Here is a 17,458-nt window from a genome sequence, read left to right as displayed (position 1 = left end):
GAGCCTATGCGGAACCGGAGGGTCCGTAAGTCGGTGCGCCCGCCCGCGCGGTCCGGCTCTTCCGCGTGGCCGCCAGCATCAGGACGCCCGGGATCGCCCCCACCACGAACGGCGAGGGCTCGAACAGGGCGGCACCGACCAGCGCCCAGACCAGCACGCCGACGCCGAGATAGACGGGCGGCGCCTGCCCGCGCCGCCCGAACCCGACGACCAGCGCCCCGATCAGCGCGAGCGGCACGCCGAAACTGCCCCAGACGAGCCAGAACGCTCCCATGGCAGGCTCCGGGCTCATCAGGGCGGCGATCCGGACGTTCCACAACCCGCCCTGCCACCATCCGGGAATGTGCGCGGCGCTCAGCACCCCGCTCAGCACGACGTGTGCGGCGCCCAGGACGAGCAGGATCCCGCCCGCCCAGACCACGCTCTTTACGGAACCAGTAGTTTCGGAACTCATGGTCCGAATCATGCACCCACCGGGCGGGCTCCGGCAACGTCGGGTAGGTCACATCAGCCCGTACGGCAGGAGACCGACGGCCAGTTCCAGTTGCCGCCGTGCTGGATGGTGAGGCCGAACGTGTTGCCGCTGCCGTTGGGCCGCACCGTCATGACGTTCCCGCCGGAGCTCCACGACGCGCTGCCGTTCCAGGTGGCGATGACCTTCTGCGGCGAGGCGAGGGTGACCGTGACGATCCAGGAGTTCGAGCCCGAGACGGTCACCGACAGGTTGAAGCGGTCGCTCCACTGCTGACCCTGCGAGATCGTGGCGGTGCAGGTGCCGCCGCCGGGCGGCGGGGTGGTGGGCGGGGTGGTGCCGTCGGGGGCGACGGCCCTGCCGGTGACGGGCGAGATCATCCCGGCGCACAGGTTGCGGCTGCTCAGGTTGGCGGCGATCTGCGGGACGGCGGCCAGGGTGGTGGCGTACTGGTCGTGCATGAGGATGACCTGGCCGTTCTGCAGGCGGCCCGCCGCCTGGACGATCGCGGCGGTGCTCGCGCCGTTCCAGTCCTGCGAGTCCACGTCCCAGAGCACCTCGGTGAGACCGAGTTGCTGCTCCACCGATCGGAGGGTGGCGTTGGTCTCCCCGTACGGCGGCCGGAACAGGCGCGGCGCGGTCCCCGTGGCCTGCTGGATGGCCTGCTGCGTGCGCTGCAGCTCCGAGGTCATCTGCGCGCTGCCGAGCTGGGTGAGGTGCGGGTGGGACCAGCTGTGGTTGCCGATCCACATGCCCGCGTCGCGCTGCGCCCGTACCAGGGCCTGGTTGTTCTGGGCGTTCTGACCGGTGTTGAACATCGTGGCCCGCAGGCCGTTCGACCTCAGCGCGTTGAGCAGGTTGGCGGTGTTGCCGGCGTTGGGGCCGTCGTCGTACGTCAGCCCGACGTATCCGGCACTGCAGGCGGCGGCGAGGCTTGGGCCCGAGGCCACGGCGGAGGTGGCGGTGACGGCCAGGCAGATGGCGAGGATCGCGCCCAGGAGTGCGGCGACCAGAACTGAACGGCGTTTCCGCATACTGATCCCTTGATCGTTGGGGGGGCTGCACCTGCCGGACATTGTGCGGACACCATCCGAAACAAGTCAACGGATCTCAGAAAGGTTTCGGCTCAATCAGACACCCTTCGTCTATTCATGGCTTTTGAGGTGGTGTTATATCTGCCGAAATATTTCGGAGGAGGAGAATCTTTCATTGCTGCTAACCTGTCATACAGGACGAGTTCCTGTCATACAGGTTGGAGATGTCACGTGACGGACTACGACGTGGTGCTGGTGGGTGGCGGCATCATGAGCGCCACCCTCGGTGTGCTGCTGCGCCGCGTGCAGCCCGACTGGTCGATCCTGGTGCTCGAACGGCTCGACGGGCTCGGCCTCGAAAGCTCCTCGGCCTGGAACAACGCGGGCACCGGCCACGCCGGGCTCTGCGAGTTCAACTACACGCCGCTGCTCGGTGACGGCTCGATCGACGTCGGCAGCGCCATCGCCGTCAACGAGCAGTTCCAGTTGTCCCGGCAGTTGTGGGCGCGACTGGCCGAGGAGGGCACGCTCGGCGACCCGGCCGGCTTCATCCGTACGGTCCCCCACTACGGCTTCGCCCACGGCGACGCCGGCGTCGCGCACCTCCGCCTGCGTTACGAGGCCCTGCGCGGGCATCCGCTGTTCGACGGGATGGAGTTCACCCGCGACCGGGACGTCATGGCGCGGTGGCTGCCGCTGATGTTCGGCCATCGCCCCGACGATGGTGAGCAGGTCGCCGTCTGCCGTACCCGCGCGGGCACGGACGTCGACTACGGCGTGCTCACCCGGCGGCTGTTCGACGCGCTCGCTCGCGACGGCGTCGAGGTGCGGACCGGCCACGAGGTGCGCTCCCTCACCAGGGACGACCGGCGCTGGCGGCTGCGGGTACGGGACCGGCAAGGCGCCGATGACCACGACGTGCGCGCCGGGTTCGTGTTCCTGGGCGCGGGCGGCGGAACGCTTCCCCTGCTCCAGAGTGCCGGTGTGGCGGAGACGCGGGCGTACGGCGGCTTTCCCATCAGCGGGCGGTTCCTGCGCACGTCCAGGCCCGAACTGCTGGCCCGGCACCACGCCAAGGTCTACAGCCACGCCGAGCCGGGCGCGCCGTCGTTGTCGGTGCCGCACCTCGACACCCGGGTCGTGGACGGGCGCGCGTACCTGATGTTCGGCCCGTTCGCCGCGTTCTCACCACGCTTTCTCAAGCGGGGCCGCCTCAGCGACCTGCCGCGCTCGGTGAACCGCCGCAACCTCGGCACGCTCCTGGGGGCGGCCCGTGGGAACGCCGGTCTCCTGCGCTACCTCGTCGGGCAACTGGCGCAGACGCGTCGCGGGCGGCTCAGGGCGCTGCGCAGGTTCGTCCCGGACGCGCGGGCGGCCGACTGGGAGCTTGTCACCGCAGGTCAGCGGGTGCAGGTGGTCAAGCGGGTGAACGGCAGGGGCTCGATCGCCGGTTTCGGCACCGAGGTCGTGACGTCGGCACATGGCGGGCTCGCCGCCCTGCTCGGCGCCTCGCCGGGCGCGTCCGCCTCCGTCGCCATCATGCTGGACGTGCTCGAACGCGCCTTCCCCGATCGTGTGCCCGACTGGCGTCCCGCCCTGCGCACCCTCCTCCCCTCCTACGGCACATCCCTGTCCGGCCAACCGGAACTGCTGCGTGAGACCGCTCTCCGCACCGCCGCCGCCCTCGGCCTGGACGAAACCGCCGCACACGGAGCCGAACATGGCTGACGACCACGGCACGAGGCCGGCTGAGCGCGTAAAGGGCGACCACGGCGCGAGCCCTGATGAGCGCGTGCGGCGCGACCACGGCGCGAGCCCGGCTGGGCGCGTGGAGGGTGACCACGGCGCGAGCCTGACCGACCGGGTGGAGGGGGAGTTGCGGCGGGGTATCGGGCGCGGGAGCTGGCAGCCCGGTGAGTTGCTGCCCTCCGAAGGGGACCTGGCCACCCGGTTCGAGGTCAGCCGCACCGTCGTACGCGAGGCCATCTCCCGGCTGCGCGCGGCGGGACTGGTCGAGACCCGGCGCGGACGCGGGACGTCCGTGCTGACCAGACCGGCGGAGGCGGACTTCGCGCACTCCATCGGCACGGTGCGCAGCCCGCGCGACCGGCTGCACCTGCTCGAACTGCGCCGCGGCATCGAGGTCGAGGCCGCGGCGCTGGCCGCCACCCGCCGTACGCCCGCCGCCCTGGCCGCCATCGACGCCGCGCTGCACCGGATGGCCGCGGTACGTGGCAGCGCGAGCGACGCGGTCGAGGCCGACTTCGCCTTCCACCGCGCCATCGCGGTCGCCACCGGCAACCGCTTCTACCCCGACCTGCTCGACGCGCTCGGCGCCGCCGCGATCACCCGCCCGTACGCCGGCTCGGAACGCGACCCCGACCACCTGGACCACGTGCTCGGCGAGCACCGGAAGATCCGCGACGCGATCTCCGCGGCGGACCCCCTGGGCGCGGCGGCGGCCATGCGCACGCACCTCGACGCCTCCAGGACCCGCCTGCTCGGCTGACGGGCCCGGCGGGAGAACGGTCAGCAGGAACGGAGATTCCTGTTACCGGCTCTTGGACCAGACGTCAGTACGGTTGCCGACGTGACGAGGAAGATCAGGCCCAGCATTCAGTGGCAGGACGACGAGCAGTCGGCGAAGCGACGCCAGGAGGCGATTCAGCGGATCGTGGGCCAGGAGCCGCCGCCACGACCGGCCGACCAGGCGCGGGCGCCGCACCAGGTTCTCGACATCCCGGAGCCCAGGGAGGAGGGGCCGGACGCCGCGTAGAGCCGGTGATCCCCGCTCGCGTTGATCACGTGTCAGGCCGTGGCCCGGCGGGTCAGTAGTCGTCTGGCCTCTGCCCGGTGGCCGGCGAGTTCGAGCAGGCTGTCGCCGACCGCCCGTACGATGGCCGCCCGCGTGCCCGTCCCGTGCCGGAGTGCGCGGGTGGTGGCCTTGAGCAGGCCGGGCAGCGCGAGGGTTTCGCGGGGGTCGCGGATGCGGGAGTAGACGTCGAGGATGCGGCGGACGCCGTCCGGGCCCTCGGTCAGCGCCCGCAGCAGCTCGAACTGGACGTGGGCCAGGCCGTCGCCGCGTCCGAGCAGGTTCGTCCATTGGTAGGTGTGCACGCACTGCGCGTCGCGCCTGCGCTCCCAGGCGAGCGTGGCCCGGTCGAGCGCGGCGGGGTCGTCCAGGACGTCCGCGACGCCTTCGCCCAGCAGCCGCCCGAACCGTACGGCATCGCGGATGCCCTGCGCCGTGACCGGATCCTTGAAGTGCCCCGCGTCGCCGACCAGCACCCAGCCGGGGCCGGCCGAGCGGCGGAAGAACGACGGGTGCTCGGCGGAGCTGACGATCCTCGTGCTCCTGGTACAACCCTCCAGGCGGGCGGCCAGCCCCGGGACGAGGCCCACGGTCCGGTCGAACTCCGCCTCCAGGTCGCCGCGGAAGTCCGGCGCGCGTTCGACCGGCGGCATCAGCAGGACCAGGGACAGCCCGCCGTCGCACGGGAAGGCGTTGCCCAGTTCGCGGCCGGTCAGCCACATCGCGGCGGTGGAGCGCCATTCCGTGCGCGGGTCCTCGTAGTAGGCGTAGTAGCAGGCCCGCCCGTTGGCGTGGGCGATGCGCGGACGCTCGGCGCCGACCAGCCGCGCGACCGTCGAACGCCGCCCGTCCGCGCCGACGACCAGAGCCGCGCGAATCTCGTACTCTCCGCCGCCCTGCCCTAACCCTTGTTCTAAGCCACCGCCCTGTCCTGAGCCGCCCTGCCTTGAGCCGCGTGTGCTCTGGTCGCGGACGCGTACGCCCACGACGCGGCCGTCCTCCCAGATCAGGCCGGTGACGCGGTGGCCCTGCCGGATCTCCGCGCCGGCCGCGCAGGCCGTCTCGGCGAGGGCCGAGTCGAGAGGGGCGCGCCGCACGCACAGGCCGTAGCCGATCCCGTCCACCGGAGTGTAGGAGCCGCCGGCCGCGTGGCCGGGGCCGCCGATGAAGGCGCGCGAGAGTTGCGGAGCGCCGATCTTCTCGACGCGTTCCAGCGCGCCGACGCGGGCCAGTTCGGCGACGCCCCCGGCGAAGAGCAGGTGGGTGGAGACCGTGGTGGCGGGGAACCTGGCCGGATCCACCGCGATCACCCGCCGCCCGGCCCTGGCGAAGGTGGCGGCGGCGGCCGAGCCCGCGCAGCGTGCCCCGGCGATCACGACGTCGGCCTGCTCGGCCATCGGGCCTCCTCGCAAGACGGTATGCGGCGGGCAGGCAAGCGCCGCCGCCCGCGCGTCGATCCCGATAACCGACTCACATGTCGGTTGTAAGGACGGTAAGCGGACGGAAGTCCGGAGTCAACGCCCGGCCGGGTTGTAGGGTGCACGGCATGGCGAGCAAGGAGCTGAGGAAGCGTTTGCCGGGCTCGGCGCGCCGGGCCCGGATCGCCGGGGCGGCTCTGGAGGTGTTCGCCGCGCGGGGCTACCACGCCACCGCGATGGAGGAGATCGCGATCGCGGCCGGGGTGACGCGGTCGGTGCTCTACGACCATTTCCCGTCCAAGCGGGTGCTGCTGATCACGGTACTTCAGGAGCAGAACGCCCTGCTGGTGGAGCATGTCGGCGCCAGGATCACCGGCTCGGGCTCCCCCGGCCGGCGGCTGCGCGCCACGCTGAACGCCTACTTCAGCTTCGCGGAGGGCAACCCGGCCGCCCGCCGCCTGCTGTTCGACCACACCGACGAGGACGATCCCGAGATCAAGGCGGTGCGCTGGGGCATCAGGGAGGCCCGTACGCGTTCGGTGGCCGTGATGCTCGGGCGCGACCTGCGCCGCCTCGGCCTCGACCCCGAGACGGAGGCCGCCCAGGCGGTGGTCGAACTGCTGATCACCGGCACCGACGGCCTGGCCCAGTGGTGGGCCAGGCATCCCTCGGTGTCGCGGGACCAGCTCGTCGAGTCCGCCATGCTCGTGCTCTGGAACGGGCTCTCCCGGCTCCCCGACGACTCTCCGCCGCCCTGCGACGGCCCCGGGCTTCCCGGCGAAGACGTCCGCTGAGCGGCCGTCACGTTCACGTATTGACAGAAGTGATCCGCGCGTTCATCGTTCGCCTAACTGAACCAACAGCAGTGTCGGTTAGGTGGGAGGTCCTGTCATGGGCCAGTCAGACGACCGGAACGGAATCGGGCGGCGCAGCTTCGTCACGGGCGCGATGGCGACGGCGGCGGGCGCCGCCACGGGCCCGCTGTGGGGCACCGGGCCCGCCAACGCGGCGCCATCTCTGGTGAGCGGCGCGGCGGGCAGGAACGTGGCGATCTTCGGTGCGGGCATGGGCGGGCTGAGCGCCGCTCAGGAGCTGGCGGAGCGCGGTTTCCAGGTCACCGTCTACGAACGCAAGGCCCTGGGCGGCAAGTCCAGGAGCATCCCCGTGCCGGGCACGGCCACCGGCGGCAGGCAGGACCTACCCGGCGAGCACGGCTTCCGGTTCTTCCCCGGCTTCTACCAGAATCTGCCCGACACGATGAGCCGCATCCCGTACGGCAGCGGCACCGTACGCGACAACCTGGTCCCGGCGAGCCTCACGGTGATCGCGTACAAGGGCAAGGAGTTACGCATCCCCATCCCCGGCAGCATCGGCGGGAGCCTCGACCCCGACGTGATCAGGGACTACTTACGCAGCGCGCTCACCGCCGTCACCACGGTCCCGCTGCCGCAGATCGAGTTCTTCGTCTCCAAGCTCGTGACCTTCATCACCAGCGGCCCGCGCCGGCGGCTCGGCCAGTGGGAGAACATGGGCTTCGCCGACTTCATCAAGGCCGACATCATGTCGCAGGAGTACCGTGACCTGCTGGTCAAGATGTTCACGGCGTCCCTGATCGCGGCCCAGCCGGACAAGGCCAACACCCGTACCATGGGCCTGATGTTCGAGGCGCTGTTCTACAGCGCGCTCGGCCTCGGCCCGTACGGCCCGCCCGACCAGGTGCTCAACGGCCCCAGCAACGACGTCTGGGTCACCCCCTGGATCGACCATCTCACCGGCCTGGGCGTGCGGTTCAAGGTCGGCTGGACCGCCACCGGGTTCGACTACGCGGGCGGCCGGATCACCGGCGTGCGGGTGAGCGACCCCGGCGGCGCGGCCGGCGTCATCACCGCCGACCACTACATCGCCGCCCTGCCCGTCGAACGGCTTCAACCCCTGCTGACCACCGCGATGAAGGCGGCCGACCCGGCCCTGGCCAGGCTGTCCCACCTGGAGACGGACTGGATGAACGGGGTCATGATCTATCTCAGGGAGCCCCGCCCGATCGCGAACGGCCACCTCATCTACGCGGCCACGCCGTGGGCGCTCACCTCGATCAGCCAGGCGCAGTTCTGGAGCAGGGACTTCGCGGCGACCTACGGGGACGGCACGGTCACCGACTGCCTGTCCCTCGACCTGTCCGACTGGAACACCCCGGGCATCCTGTTCGGCAAGACCGCCAAGCAGTGCACCCGGCCGCAGATCGCCCAGGAGGTGCTGGCCCAGGTGCGCTCGGCCCTGCCCGGCGGCTCCGCGCTGCTGCCCGACTCGATCGTGAAGTCCTGGTTCGTGGATCCGGCGATCACCGGCGAGGGCACTCCGGCCGTGGCCAACGACGAGCCGCTGCTCATCAACACGCCCTCGTCTTGGAGCAACCGCCCCGAGGCCACAACCACGATCCCCAACCTCTTCCTGGCCGCCGACTACGTACGCAACAGCATCAACCTGGCCACCATGGAGGGCGGCAACGAGGCGGGGCGGAAGGCGGCCAACGCCGTCCTCGACGCCTCCGGCTCCCCGGCGTCCAGGGCCCGGCTCTTCAGCCTGTACGTGCCGCGCGAGTTCAAGCCGCTGCACGACAACGACGACGTGCGTTACCTGCTGGGCCTGCCGAACAGGTTCGACCTGTTCAGCCCGTACTGGCCGGGACGCTGACCCTCCCCGCCCGCTGATCGCGCCACGCTCTACAGCCTGTAGAGTGTGCGGAAGATTTGGGGCGAAAGGGAGAAAATGCTGCGCTGGTTCCGAGTCGTGGCGGTGGCCGAGGCCTGCTCGTGGGCGGGGCTGCTGATCGGGATGTTCTTCAAGTACATAGTCGCGACCGGCGACCTCGGAGTGAAGATCTTCGGGCCGATCCACGGAGCGCTGTTCGTGCTGTACGCGGCCGGCGTGCTGCTGTCGGCCCGGGAGGCGGGCTGGAGCCGGGGCGCGGTGGTGCTGGGCCTGGCGTGCGCGGTGCCGCCGTTCACCTCGTTGTGGTTCGAACGGCGGATGGCGGCCCGCGCATCGGCCCCGCAACCGGCCTGACCCGCACGCGGAACACTCACGCCGAGCGGCGCAGCCAGTCGTCGAACCGGAGGCCGGCCAGGTGGGCGCGGCCCTCGTCGGGCACGAGGCTGCGCTCGCGCAGCTCCGAGCCGAAGTAACGGGCGTGCCGGTCCGCGACGACGGTACGCGGGTCGTTCCAGGCGCGCAGGGCTTTCCCGACGAGCTCGTCGAACCGGAAGACGTCCGGCCCCGCCACCTCGACGGTGCCCTTGCCCGGCGGCTCCGCGGCGGCCCCCGCCACGGCCTCCGCGACGTCCTCGGCCGCCATGGGCTGGAAGAGCACCGGCGGGATCCGAACCGTGTCACCGTCGGCGGCCGTGTCGGCGATGCCCTTGACGAACTCGAAGAACTGCGTCGCCCGCACGATCGAGTACGGGACCGGCCCCTCCTTGATCAGGTGCTCCTGGGCCACCTTGGCCTGGAAGTAGCCGTTCTCCGGCAGGCCCTCGATGCCCACGATCGACAGCGCCACGTGATGCGCCACGCCCGCCGCCGCCTCGGCGGTCAGCAGGTTGCGGGTGGAGGTGGTGAAGAACTCCAGCACCGCCGCCGCGTCGAAGGACGGCGAGTTCGAGACGTCCACCACGACCTGGGCTCCGGCCAGCGCGTCGGCCAGGCCCTCGCCGGTGAGGGTGTTGACGCCGGTGCTGGGCGCGGCGGGCACCGCGTCGTGCCCGCGTTCGCGTAGTTTGCCCACCACTTTGCCGCCGATGAGGCCGGTGCCTCCGATGACCACGATCTTCATGACTGGGTTCTCCTCCCGGGACGTTCGTCGCCAGGTTGAGTCTTCCGTCGCGACGCGCGTCCCAACCCGTCACCGGCCGAACAGGTGCACGTTCTCCCTGCTCCAGGCGAGCCTGGCACGCAGGTCGTCCAGGTGACCGTCCGCGACCCAGCGTGCCTGGGGCTGGCGACCCTCCTCCGCCCACCCGCGGATCCGTTCGATGTCCTCGCGCTGGGCGTCGATCACCGCCTCGGCGAAGACCTCCATCCGGCGAGCTCGCCGCCCAGGCCCGTCTCTCCGGTGCACCAGCGCACCCGGCGGTGCGGCGTGTCCTGCAACACCACTTCGTCGGTCACCAGATCATCATCGCCTACGACCCGGTGGGGGTCACAGTGAAATACGGGGTGAGGTCGTCCTTCTCCCCGACCTCCACCAGCCGGCGCAGCAGCTTGCCGTCCAGCGCCACGACGCGGATCTCGCTGTTGGCCCCGTTGTCCTGCTCCCAGCAGTACAGGTGCGACTCGTCGTACCAGCCGAGCACCTTCTCGCAGTCGGACCGGAACTTGCGCACCTGCCTGCCGGTGCCGGCGTCCCAGAGGCACTGGTCGTCCTCGGCGTCCCCCGGGCAGTCGGTCACGAACATCCTTCCCGAGGGCGAGAAGATGTCCCTGGGGCCGGCGGCCAGTGGCCCGACGCCCGGCAGGTCGCGCACCCGCTTGCCGGCGGAGTCGTAGAACCGCAGCCCTTCGTCCTCGCCGTACACGATGACCACGCCCGACTCGCTGCCGTCCCAGCCGAAGTCGCTCTTTCCGATCGAGGCGTCCTCCAGGTCGACCGTCCGCAGGCGGCTCCGGGCCACGTCGTCCTGGGCCACCTCGATGACGGCGAAGCCCACGGTGTTCCAGACCTCCTCGCCCTTGGCGTCTTTGATCTTCTTGTTGAGGTCGAGGAGGATCTTGGAACTGTCCTTCGACCAGGAGCGCAGGCTGGTGGTCATCGGCTTGCGCACAGTCTTGACCCGGAAACTGGAGGAGCCGGTCTGCCGGTCGGTGATGAGGATCGAGTCGTAGCCGTCGGAGGTGTAGTCGAACGACCTGCCCGCCAGATAACGGCCGCTGGGCGAGGTCAGCGAGTCCAAGTTGGCCGGCAGTTTCTCGAAGGCGCCCCGCGCCGATCTCCTGGCATAGTCCACGTCGTCGTCGAGTTTCTTGTCGTACAGCTCGTACGACGTCAGGGTGATCGGGTCGGCCGGGCTCTCCCAGAGCGTGACCGAGCCGCCGGGCAGCGCCGTCTTGACCGGGGCGGCCGGCGGGGGCGTGGTGGTGGCCGCCCGCGACGGCGTGGTCGCGGAGGCGACGGCGGCCGGTGGAGGCGTTGTCGAGCGCAGCCAGCGAGGCACGACGATCGTGGCCGCCACGGCGATGGCGACGACCACGACCCCCGCGCCGATGAGGATCGGCAGGCGCGAAGGCTTGTGCCCGGATGGATTGTCGCCGGGAGAGGGAGCGGCCTGCATGGTCCCCTCCGCGAGGGGGTCGGCGCCGGGCCGCGGGTTGCGCAGCAGGCGCAAGATCACGTCCCTGGCGGTCGGCCTGCTCGCCGGATCCTTGGCCAGGCACTCCAGCACCAGCGCACGCAGCCCTCCGTCGAGCAGGCCGAGGTCGGGTGCCCCGTGGAGCACCCGGTTCATCACGGGGTGCGTCGCGTCGCTGCCGAACGGCGCCCGCCCGCTGGAGGCGAAGACCATCGTGCAGGCCCAGGAGAAGACGTCGGCCGCGGGCCCGAGCCCTTGCCCCATGATCTGCTCGGGAGCCATGTACGCGGGCGTCCCGATCTGCGTGCTGCTCGTCATCGTGGCCGGATCCAGCGTGCGGGCGATCCCGAAGTCGATCACGCGCGGCCCGCCGGGTCCCATGATGACGTTGCCGGGCTTGAAGTCCCGGTGCACGATCTCGGCCTCGTGGATCGCGGCGAGCGCGGTGGCGGTGCCGATCGCCAGCCGCTCCAGGTCGCCGCCCGCGATCGGCCCGCCGTCCTTGACGGCCCGATCCAGCGTGCGGCCCTCGACGTACTCGCTGATGATGTACGGCCGGCCCTGCTCGACCCCCGTGCCGAGCACGGCCGCGGTGCAGAACGGCGCCACCCGACCGGCGACCTCCGCCTCCCGCAGGAAACGCTCGACGCTGCCCTCGTCCTCGGAAAGGCTCAGCCACTTGACGGCCACCCGCGCGCCCATGGGGGTCTTGGCGAGATAGACGACGCCCTGCCCGCCGTGGCCCAGCCTGCCCAGCACTTCCAGGCCACCCAACTGCCGTGGGTCACCGGGGGTCAGCGGCGTGAAGTCAGACATGGGTCATTGTGATGTCACGTAGTCGATCTCCCACAAGCTTACCGCCGGGTAACTCGTCTAGAATTTCTTTCTGTCAAGGAAGACCCTTCACCCGACGTGCGGAAGGGCGTTCGGGACCCCTCCCGAAACCCGTCCGCTACCGTTGCCCCCGAAGCGTGGAGAGGATCGCCGACATGGGGTGGACAATGCGCAAGCCCCAGAGCAAGGTGGACATCTTGCCGAAGGAGCCGGGCAACCCCGAGGACGGGCTCCCCTTTGCCGCGCCGGGCACGTTGTGCGTCCGGGGCACCAATGGCGGGATCCGCGTCGCGCCGGACGCCGGGCTGGATGTGGTGTTCGGGCGTTACGAGCCGGAAGTGCACGTCTGTGTCGGCGGGAACGATCCGTACGTCAGCCGGCGGCACGGACACATCGCCCACGAGGGCGGACGCTGGGTCCTGTACAACATCGGCAGGCTGCCCATCCGCCTTCCCGGCGGGCAACTGGTGCTCAACGGGCACAGTACGGTGCTGCCGGTGGCGTACACGCCGCTGTTCATCGTCGGACCCGAGCGGGAGCACCTCCTTGAGGTGCAGATCGTCATGACGCCGCCGGCGCCGCGCCCGGGGGACAGCCCGGAGGCCAACACCCGCGAGCCGGCCGGCTGGCGGCTCAGCAACGTCGAACGCCTGGTGCTGGTCTGCCTCGGGCAGCGTTACCTGCGGCCCGAGCCCTGGCCGCAGCCGCTGACCTGGAAGCAGCTCGCCGACGAGCTCAACCGCCTGCGTCCCCGCGAACGGTGGACCACCAAACGGGCCGCCCACATCGTCGCCCAGACCCGCAAGCGGCTCAGCGCCAAGGTACCCGGACTCCTGGAGGAGGAGATCCCGCCGCCGCTGGGCAACGCACTCAACCACAACCTGATCACCGCACTGCTCGCCAGCGCCACGATCGACCCGTCGGACCTGCGGCTCCTCGATGAGTCCTGATATTTCCTATAAAAACTACATGAAATAAGTATTATGGCCGGATGAGCCTCCAGTTTCTCTGGTACGTCCCGAACCAGGCCCGGCCGGGGCACCGCGGTGACGATGTCGTCGCGGGCCACAACAGCCTTGAGACCCTCACCGGCCATGCCAGGGCGCTCGAAGAACACGGGTGGGACGGGGCGCTCATCGGCACGGGCTGGGAGCGACCCGACACCTTCACGGTCGCCACCGCGCTGACCGCCAGGACCACGACGTTCCAGCCGCTGATCGCGATCCGGCCCGGCTACTGGCGGCCGGCCAACTTCGCCGCCGCCGCCGCGACGCTGGACCACCTCGGCGGGGGCCGGACGCTGGTCAACATCGTCTCGGGCAAGGACAACCCGGCGGCGTACGGCGGCAACGAGGGTGACCGGGCCGGCCGCTACGCCCGTACCAAGGAGTTCATCCAGATCGTGCGGAAGTTGTGGACCGAGGAGAACGTCACCTACCACGGCGAGCACTTCAGCGTCACCGGCGCGACCGTATGGCCGCGGCCGGTCGCCAGGGACGGACGCCCGCATCCCCGGCTCTACTTCGGCGGCGCCTCCGAAGCCGCGGAGAGGGTGGCCGCCACCGAGGCCGACGTGCAGCTCTTCTGGGGCGAGCCGCTCGACGGCGTCCGTGAGCGGATCGAGCGGCTCAGGCGGCTCGGCGACCGGCTCGGGCGTGAGCATCCGCCGCTGGAGTTCGGGCTGCGCGTCACCACACTGATCCGCGACACCACCGGCCAGGCGTGGGCCGACGCCGAGGCCAAGGTCGCCCGGATGGCCGAGGGCCAGGTCGCCCGCGACGTGGACTGGAGCTCCGCCATCGGTCAGCGGCGGCTGCTCGACCTGGCCGGGCGGGGAGAGGTGCTGGACGACAACCTCTACACCGCTCCCGGCAGGTACGGCGGCGGCGGCGCGGGCACCACCTGGCTGGTCGGCTCGGCGGAGGACGTGGCCAGGTCGCTGCGCAACTACCGGGCTCTGGGCATCACCCACTTCGTCCTGTCCGACACGCCCTACCTGCCGGAGATCAAACGCCAGGGCGACCAGCTCTTGCCGCTGCTGCGGTGACCGCGCCTGCGCGTGGTGGTTCAGGTGGGTGCGGTCCCTATTGCCGGGCGCGGGCCAGGGTGTCGCGGGCGTGCGGGAGGCCGGACAGGCAGTCGTCCATGGCCGTCAGAGCGCAGTCCATCGCGCCCGCGGGCACGCCGCGCGCCCTGAGCATGCGGGTCATCCACTCCACGAACGAGGTGAACAGCTCGGGGTCGTCGACGTACACGGAGGTCCTGAGGTAGTCGACGATGTAGGCGACGTCTTCCGGCGTGTACCGGGGCAGTTCGCCGCCATGGGGTCCCGGCTCCCCCGCCTGTCGGTGCAGCGCGTCCATGACGCGTCTGACCAGGCCGCCCCGGCGGTCGGTGAGCTCGGAGTACTCATGATCCACCGGGTGCGGCGGCTCATCGGTCATGCTGGCGGCGGGCCGGCGGGGCAGCGGGCCGTCAGAGAGGAGGTCGGCGGCGGCGCGGGCGTCGGGCGCCCAGGCGTCGGCGCCGAGCAGGCGGGCGTAGCGGCCGTCCGGGCCGAAGGCGGCACCGCCGACGAGCACGGGCGTGCCCGCCGCCTGGCACGCGGTGATCGCCCCGTGCGCGGCGGGCAGGCGGGTGGCGATCGAGTCGGACAGCGCGACGGTGTCGGGGTCGGCGCGGTGCAGGTGCACGATCAGATGCTGAGTGGGTACGTGCGCGCCCAGGTAGTCGACCTCCCAGCCGCGCAACCGCAGCACCTCGGCCAGCAGCCGGGCGGGGAAGGTGTGCCACTCGCCCTCGACGCACGCCACGCTGAGCCGTCCCTTGTTCGGCGCGGCACGGTTGTTCCTGGTGGCCGAATGGTGGGCCAGGAAGGCCAGCACCCGCTCGTTGACGGCGGTCGCCGTGTGCTCCTGCGCGACGGTCACCCGGTTGTCGGCCCACTCCTGGCCGACCCGCGCCTGCACGGCCCCGACGACGTCCAGCAGCATGGTCTCGATGGGGATGCCCGACTCGACGGCGACCCGGGCCGAGTCGATCGCGGCGTACTCGTCGCCGGCCATCACCGCCGCCCAGAGCCCTTCGACCCGCTGTTCGATGCCGTCCTTCACGCCGGACCTCCCGTCCCCGGAGCCTCGTCCGGGCTCATCTGGGTGTCGCGTGGTGCGGTGATGGCGACGATCGCGATGTCGTCGTGCTCGTTCTCGCCGGCCCACTGCGAGGCCAGCATCTGCACCCGTTCCGCCACTGAGGTGGCCGTCATGCCGGCGCAGCGCCGCAGTTCCTCCTGCAGCCGGTCATCGCCGAACATCTCATCGCCCAGCGGCCCGCCCTTGGCCTCGATGACGCCGTCGCTGTAGAGCAGGCACGTCTCCCCCGGCTCCAGCAGCACCGGCTCGGTGACGCTGGTGACATGCTCCAGGATGCCGATCAACGTGCCGTGCGTACGGGCGACGTCCACCCGGCCGTCGTTGCGCACGATCATCGGCGGCGGATGTCCCGCGCTGGTCAGCCGCAGCCCGAGCCCGGCGCCCCGGCGCTCGACCGCGGCCAGCACGAGCGTGACGTAACGCAGGCTGTCACCGGCGATGAGCACGTCGTTGAGCTGTTCGAGCACGCGCTGGTGGTCGTCGGCCAGCGGCAGCAGGGCGCGCAGCGTGTTGCGGATCTTGCCGGTGAGCACGGCGGCCTCGGGCCCCTTGCCGGAGACGTCGCCGAGCACCACCAGGGCTTCGCGCCCCGAGCCCGCGGCGGGGTGCACGTCGTAGAAGTCCCCGCCGACTCTCGCGCTGTCCCCGGCCGCCCGGTAGCTGGCCGCCACCTCGGCGCCGTCGAGGTGCGGGATCACGGGCGGCAGCAGGTCGGCCATCAGCGTCTCCGTGACGGCCGACTGCTCGGCGTACAGGCGGGCGATCGAGATGGCGGTGCCGGCCCTGATGGCGAACAACCGCGCGAACATCTCCTCGCGCCGGGAGAAGCCCGCCGTGTCCGGGCGGCGCAGCAGGACCAGCGCGCCCGCGGGCAGGCCGTACCCGGGCAGCGCGATCACCACCATGGAACCGATCTCGCCGGCCCCTTCGCGGATCAGCCAGCCGGGGGCCAGCTCCGGCTCGACCCAGTGGGGCGGCACCGGCGGGTACCCCTGCAGCGCCTCCACCAGCCCGGGCAGCGTACGGGGGTCGATGGTCAGGCTCTCGCGCACGGCCCGGCCGTTCGCCTCGCCGCAGTAGGCGATCTCGTACCGGCGGCTGCCCAGCGGGATGACGACCAGCGCGGCGGCGGCGAGGTGCCGCACCGCCAGGCGCGCGGCGGCCTGGAGGCAGCGGTCGAGGTTGAGCGAGGACAGCAGTTCGGTGGCGGCCTCCACCATGGACGCGCTGGCGTCCCGCTCGGCCTGCAACTCCTCGAAGGCGCGCTGCTGCACGGTGACGTCGACCAGCCACCACGTGACGCGGCCGCCGTCGGTGTAGACGGGATGCGCCTCGTACACCTTCTCGCCCACCGGCCCGCGCGCCACCTCGCACCCCGGGCCCGCCGCGCCCGCGGCCAGGCGGGCGGAGAGCATGCGGTGGGCCTGCGCCAGCCACGCGGGGGCGGCCCGCGTCAGCGACTCGTCGCCCGCCACGCCGCCGAACAACGTCCGGGTGGCCCGGTTCGCCCGCTCGATGCGGCCCGAGGCGTCGACGATCAGCATGGGGTACGGCGTGTCCTCCCAAGCCATGCCGATCCTGTCCCGTTCGCGATCACCTAAGAGTTCTTCACTCTACTGACGCGATTTACATGGCTTTCTCGACGGCGAATTGTCTTTGTGCCATTTTTCGCCGCCGCTTCTTCCTTTAACGGGCCGCCAGGCGGGTGGCACGTCCCCGGTCGCAGACCGTCAGGACAGCAGTGAGTCGGCGGCGTACATCTGCAGGCGGATGTCGCGGGCCGCGGTCATGTGCTCCTCGGCGATCCGCGCGGCCTGGCCGCCGTCCCGCCGGGCGATGGCGTCCAGCAGGTCATCGTAGTCCTTGATGACGGCCTGCCAGCGGCCCTCGTAGGTGAGCGTCGTGGTCGGATAGCGGGTCAGGTGGCTCTGCAGGCGGGACAGCACGTCGATGAGGGCGGCGTTGTGGCTCGCGGCCCAGGTCACGTCGTGGAAGCGCCGGTTGGCGGCGGCCATCTCGGCGGGCACGGCGGGGGCGGCCGTCAGGTCGCGCAGCGCGGTGCGCAGCCGGGCCAGGTCCAGTTCGGTGCGCCGCTCCGCCGCCGCCCGCGCGGCCGCGCCTTCGAGCACGATCCTGACCTCGTAGATCTCCAGGATCTCCTCGGGGCTGCGGGTCCTGACCCGCAGGCTCCGGTCGGCCCGCTCGACCAGGCCGTCGTGTTCGAGCCGGCGCAGCGCCTCGCGGACGGGGGTGCGGCTGATCCCGTACGCCCCGGCCAGGGCGGCCTCGACGAGCGGCGCGCCGGCGGGGAGTGCGCCGGAGACGATCTCCTCACGAATGCGCTCGTAAATGTCGCCGGCCACCTTGACTCCCATCGGGCTGCACAATCGGTAT

Annotated in this window: 17 protein-coding genes; 8 read left to right on the top strand and 9 right to left on the bottom strand. The window is 71.3% G+C overall.

Annotation, left to right across the window (positions count from 1 at the left end):
• Positions 1–4: 4 nt before the first annotated feature.
• Both AB0I81_RS26140 and AB0I81_RS26135 read right to left on the bottom strand, forming a co-directional pair.
• Positions 5–454: a DUF6463 family protein gene (locus AB0I81_RS26140; protein WP_360661288.1), complete on the bottom strand. Its 450-nt coding sequence runs from the start codon at positions 452–454 to the stop codon at positions 5–7.
• 53 nt (positions 455–507) lie between these two features.
• Positions 508–1,512, bottom strand: a complete 1,005-nt coding sequence (locus AB0I81_RS26135; RefSeq protein WP_360661795.1) for a polysaccharide deacetylase family protein — start codon at positions 1,510–1,512, stop codon at positions 508–510.
• Between the two features lie 225 nt (positions 1,513–1,737).
• Here AB0I81_RS26135 and mqo point away from each other — a divergent pair, with 225 nt between their 5' ends.
• The 3 genes from mqo to AB0I81_RS26120 all read left to right on the top strand — a co-directional run bounded on the left by mqo (position 1,738) and on the right by AB0I81_RS26120 (position 4,282).
• Entirely contained in the window at positions 1,738–3,234 is a 1,497-nt protein-coding gene (gene mqo, locus AB0I81_RS26130; protein WP_360661285.1) for a malate dehydrogenase (quinone), read from the top strand.
• Complete coding sequence (locus tag AB0I81_RS26125; protein WP_360661282.1) at positions 3,227–4,015, top strand: FadR/GntR family transcriptional regulator; 789 nt, start codon at positions 3,227–3,229, stop codon at positions 4,013–4,015. Before mqo ends, AB0I81_RS26125 begins: the two co-directional genes overlap by 8 nt.
• A gap of 81 nt (positions 4,016–4,096) precedes the next feature.
• Positions 4,097–4,282 carry a hypothetical protein gene (locus AB0I81_RS26120; RefSeq protein ID WP_360661279.1) on the top strand — a complete coding sequence of 62 codons (186 nt, stop codon included), beginning with the start codon at positions 4,097–4,099 and terminating at the stop codon, positions 4,280–4,282.
• A 32-nt stretch (positions 4,283–4,314) separates the two neighbouring features.
• Here AB0I81_RS26120 and AB0I81_RS26115 read toward each other — a convergent pair whose 3' ends face one another.
• A complete protein-coding gene (locus AB0I81_RS26115; RefSeq protein ID WP_360661276.1) occupies positions 4,315–5,715 on the bottom strand; it encodes an FAD-dependent monooxygenase in 1,401 nt (466 codons plus the stop codon).
• 149 nt (positions 5,716–5,864) lie between these two features.
• Here AB0I81_RS26115 and AB0I81_RS26110 point away from each other — a divergent pair, with 149 nt between their 5' ends.
• The 3 genes from AB0I81_RS26110 to AB0I81_RS26100 all read left to right on the top strand — a co-directional run bounded on the left by AB0I81_RS26110 (position 5,865) and on the right by AB0I81_RS26100 (position 8,799).
• A complete protein-coding gene (locus AB0I81_RS26110; RefSeq protein WP_360661273.1) occupies positions 5,865–6,530 on the top strand; it encodes a TetR/AcrR family transcriptional regulator in 666 nt (221 codons plus the stop codon).
• 97 nt (positions 6,531–6,627) lie between these two features.
• A complete protein-coding gene (locus tag AB0I81_RS26105; RefSeq protein ID WP_360661270.1) occupies positions 6,628–8,427 on the top strand; it encodes an FAD-dependent oxidoreductase in 1,800 nt (599 codons plus the stop codon).
• Positions 8,428–8,502: 75 nt separating this feature from the next.
• Entirely contained in the window at positions 8,503–8,799 is a 297-nt protein-coding gene (locus AB0I81_RS26100; RefSeq protein WP_360661268.1) for a DUF3817 domain-containing protein, read from the top strand.
• A gap of 16 nt (positions 8,800–8,815) precedes the next feature.
• Here the strand turns inward: AB0I81_RS26100 and AB0I81_RS26095 are convergent, their stop codons facing one another.
• The 3 genes from AB0I81_RS26095 to AB0I81_RS26085 form a co-directional block, all read right to left on the bottom strand.
• The gene (locus AB0I81_RS26095; protein WP_360661265.1) at positions 8,816–9,565 is read right to left on the bottom strand and encodes an SDR family oxidoreductase; all 750 of its coding nucleotides are present in this window, start codon (positions 9,563–9,565) and stop codon (positions 8,816–8,818) included.
• 69 nt (positions 9,566–9,634) lie between these two features.
• The gene (locus tag AB0I81_RS26090) at positions 9,635–9,811 is read right to left on the bottom strand and encodes a hypothetical protein (RefSeq protein ID WP_360661262.1); all 177 of its coding nucleotides are present in this window, start codon (positions 9,809–9,811) and stop codon (positions 9,635–9,637) included.
• 103 nt (positions 9,812–9,914) lie between these two features.
• Positions 9,915–11,894 carry a serine/threonine-protein kinase gene (locus tag AB0I81_RS26085; RefSeq protein ID WP_360661259.1) on the bottom strand — a complete coding sequence of 660 codons (1,980 nt, stop codon included), beginning with the start codon at positions 11,892–11,894 and terminating at the stop codon, positions 9,915–9,917.
• 185 nt (positions 11,895–12,079) lie between these two features.
• Here AB0I81_RS26085 and AB0I81_RS26080 point away from each other — a divergent pair, with 185 nt between their 5' ends.
• The gene (locus tag AB0I81_RS26080) at positions 12,080–12,862 is read left to right on the top strand and encodes a hypothetical protein (RefSeq protein ID WP_360661256.1); all 783 of its coding nucleotides are present in this window, start codon (positions 12,080–12,082) and stop codon (positions 12,860–12,862) included.
• A 41-nt stretch (positions 12,863–12,903) separates the two neighbouring features.
• Positions 12,904–13,959 carry an LLM class flavin-dependent oxidoreductase gene (locus tag AB0I81_RS26075; protein WP_360661253.1) on the top strand — a complete coding sequence of 352 codons (1,056 nt, stop codon included), beginning with the start codon at positions 12,904–12,906 and terminating at the stop codon, positions 13,957–13,959.
• A gap of 37 nt (positions 13,960–13,996) precedes the next feature.
• On the opposite strand, the gene AB0I81_RS26070 is transcribed toward AB0I81_RS26075, so the two are convergent.
• The 3 genes from AB0I81_RS26070 to AB0I81_RS26060 all read right to left on the bottom strand — a co-directional run bounded on the left by AB0I81_RS26070 (position 13,997) and on the right by AB0I81_RS26060 (position 17,439).
• Positions 13,997–15,025: a cobalamin-dependent protein gene (locus tag AB0I81_RS26070; RefSeq protein WP_360661250.1), complete on the bottom strand. Its 1,029-nt coding sequence runs from the start codon at positions 15,023–15,025 to the stop codon at positions 13,997–13,999.
• Complete coding sequence (locus AB0I81_RS26065) at positions 15,022–16,635, bottom strand: PP2C family protein-serine/threonine phosphatase (protein ID WP_360661247.1); 1,614 nt, start codon at positions 16,633–16,635, stop codon at positions 15,022–15,024. Before AB0I81_RS26065 ends, AB0I81_RS26070 begins: the two co-directional genes overlap by 4 nt.
• Before the next feature lie 159 nt (positions 16,636–16,794).
• On the bottom strand, positions 16,795–17,439 hold the full coding sequence (locus AB0I81_RS26060; RefSeq protein WP_360661244.1) for a GntR family transcriptional regulator: 645 nt from the start codon (positions 17,437–17,439) through the stop codon (positions 16,795–16,797).
• Positions 17,440–17,458 lie beyond the last annotated feature (19 nt).

The sequence above is a fragment of the Nonomuraea sp. NPDC050404 genome, from assembly GCF_040655495.1.
Taxonomy (GTDB): domain Bacteria; phylum Actinomycetota; class Actinomycetes; order Streptosporangiales; family Streptosporangiaceae; genus Nonomuraea.
The sequence above is the reverse complement of the archived record's forward strand: the minus strand, read 5'-3'. Positions and strand labels throughout refer to the sequence as shown.

What these genes read in the sequence shown, in the direction of transcription:
- AB0I81_RS26140 (WP_360661288.1), bottom strand. Translation starts at nt 454, where the DNA reads ATGAGTTCCGAAACTACTGGTTCCGTAAAGAGCGTGGTCTGGGCGGGC.
- AB0I81_RS26125 (WP_360661282.1), top strand. Translation starts at nt 3,227, where the DNA reads ATGGCTGACGACCACGGCACGAGGCCGGCTGAGCGCGTAAAGGGCGAC.
- AB0I81_RS26115 (WP_360661276.1), bottom strand. Translation starts at nt 5,715, where the DNA reads ATGGCCGAGCAGGCCGACGTCGTGATCGCCGGGGCACGCTGCGCGGGC.
- AB0I81_RS26110 (WP_360661273.1), top strand. Translation starts at nt 5,865, where the DNA reads ATGGCGAGCAAGGAGCTGAGGAAGCGTTTGCCGGGCTCGGCGCGCCGG.
- AB0I81_RS26105 (WP_360661270.1), top strand. Translation starts at nt 6,628, where the DNA reads ATGGGCCAGTCAGACGACCGGAACGGAATCGGGCGGCGCAGCTTCGTC.
- AB0I81_RS26100 (WP_360661268.1), top strand. Translation starts at nt 8,503, where the DNA reads ATGCTGCGCTGGTTCCGAGTCGTGGCGGTGGCCGAGGCCTGCTCGTGG.
- AB0I81_RS26095 (WP_360661265.1), bottom strand. Translation starts at nt 9,565, where the DNA reads ATGAAGATCGTGGTCATCGGAGGCACCGGCCTCATCGGCGGCAAAGTG.
- AB0I81_RS26090 (WP_360661262.1), bottom strand. Translation starts at nt 9,811, where the DNA reads ATGGAGGTCTTCGCCGAGGCGGTGATCGACGCCCAGCGCGAGGACATC.
- AB0I81_RS26085 (WP_360661259.1), bottom strand. Translation starts at nt 11,894, where the DNA reads ATGTCTGACTTCACGCCGCTGACCCCCGGTGACCCACGGCAGTTGGGT.
- AB0I81_RS26080 (WP_360661256.1), top strand. Translation starts at nt 12,080, where the DNA reads ATGCGCAAGCCCCAGAGCAAGGTGGACATCTTGCCGAAGGAGCCGGGC.
- AB0I81_RS26075 (WP_360661253.1), top strand. Translation starts at nt 12,904, where the DNA reads ATGAGCCTCCAGTTTCTCTGGTACGTCCCGAACCAGGCCCGGCCGGGG.
- AB0I81_RS26065 (WP_360661247.1), bottom strand. Translation starts at nt 16,635, where the DNA reads ATGGCTTGGGAGGACACGCCGTACCCCATGCTGATCGTCGACGCCTCG.
- AB0I81_RS26060 (WP_360661244.1), bottom strand. Translation starts at nt 17,439, where the DNA reads ATGGGAGTCAAGGTGGCCGGCGACATTTACGAGCGCATTCGTGAGGAG.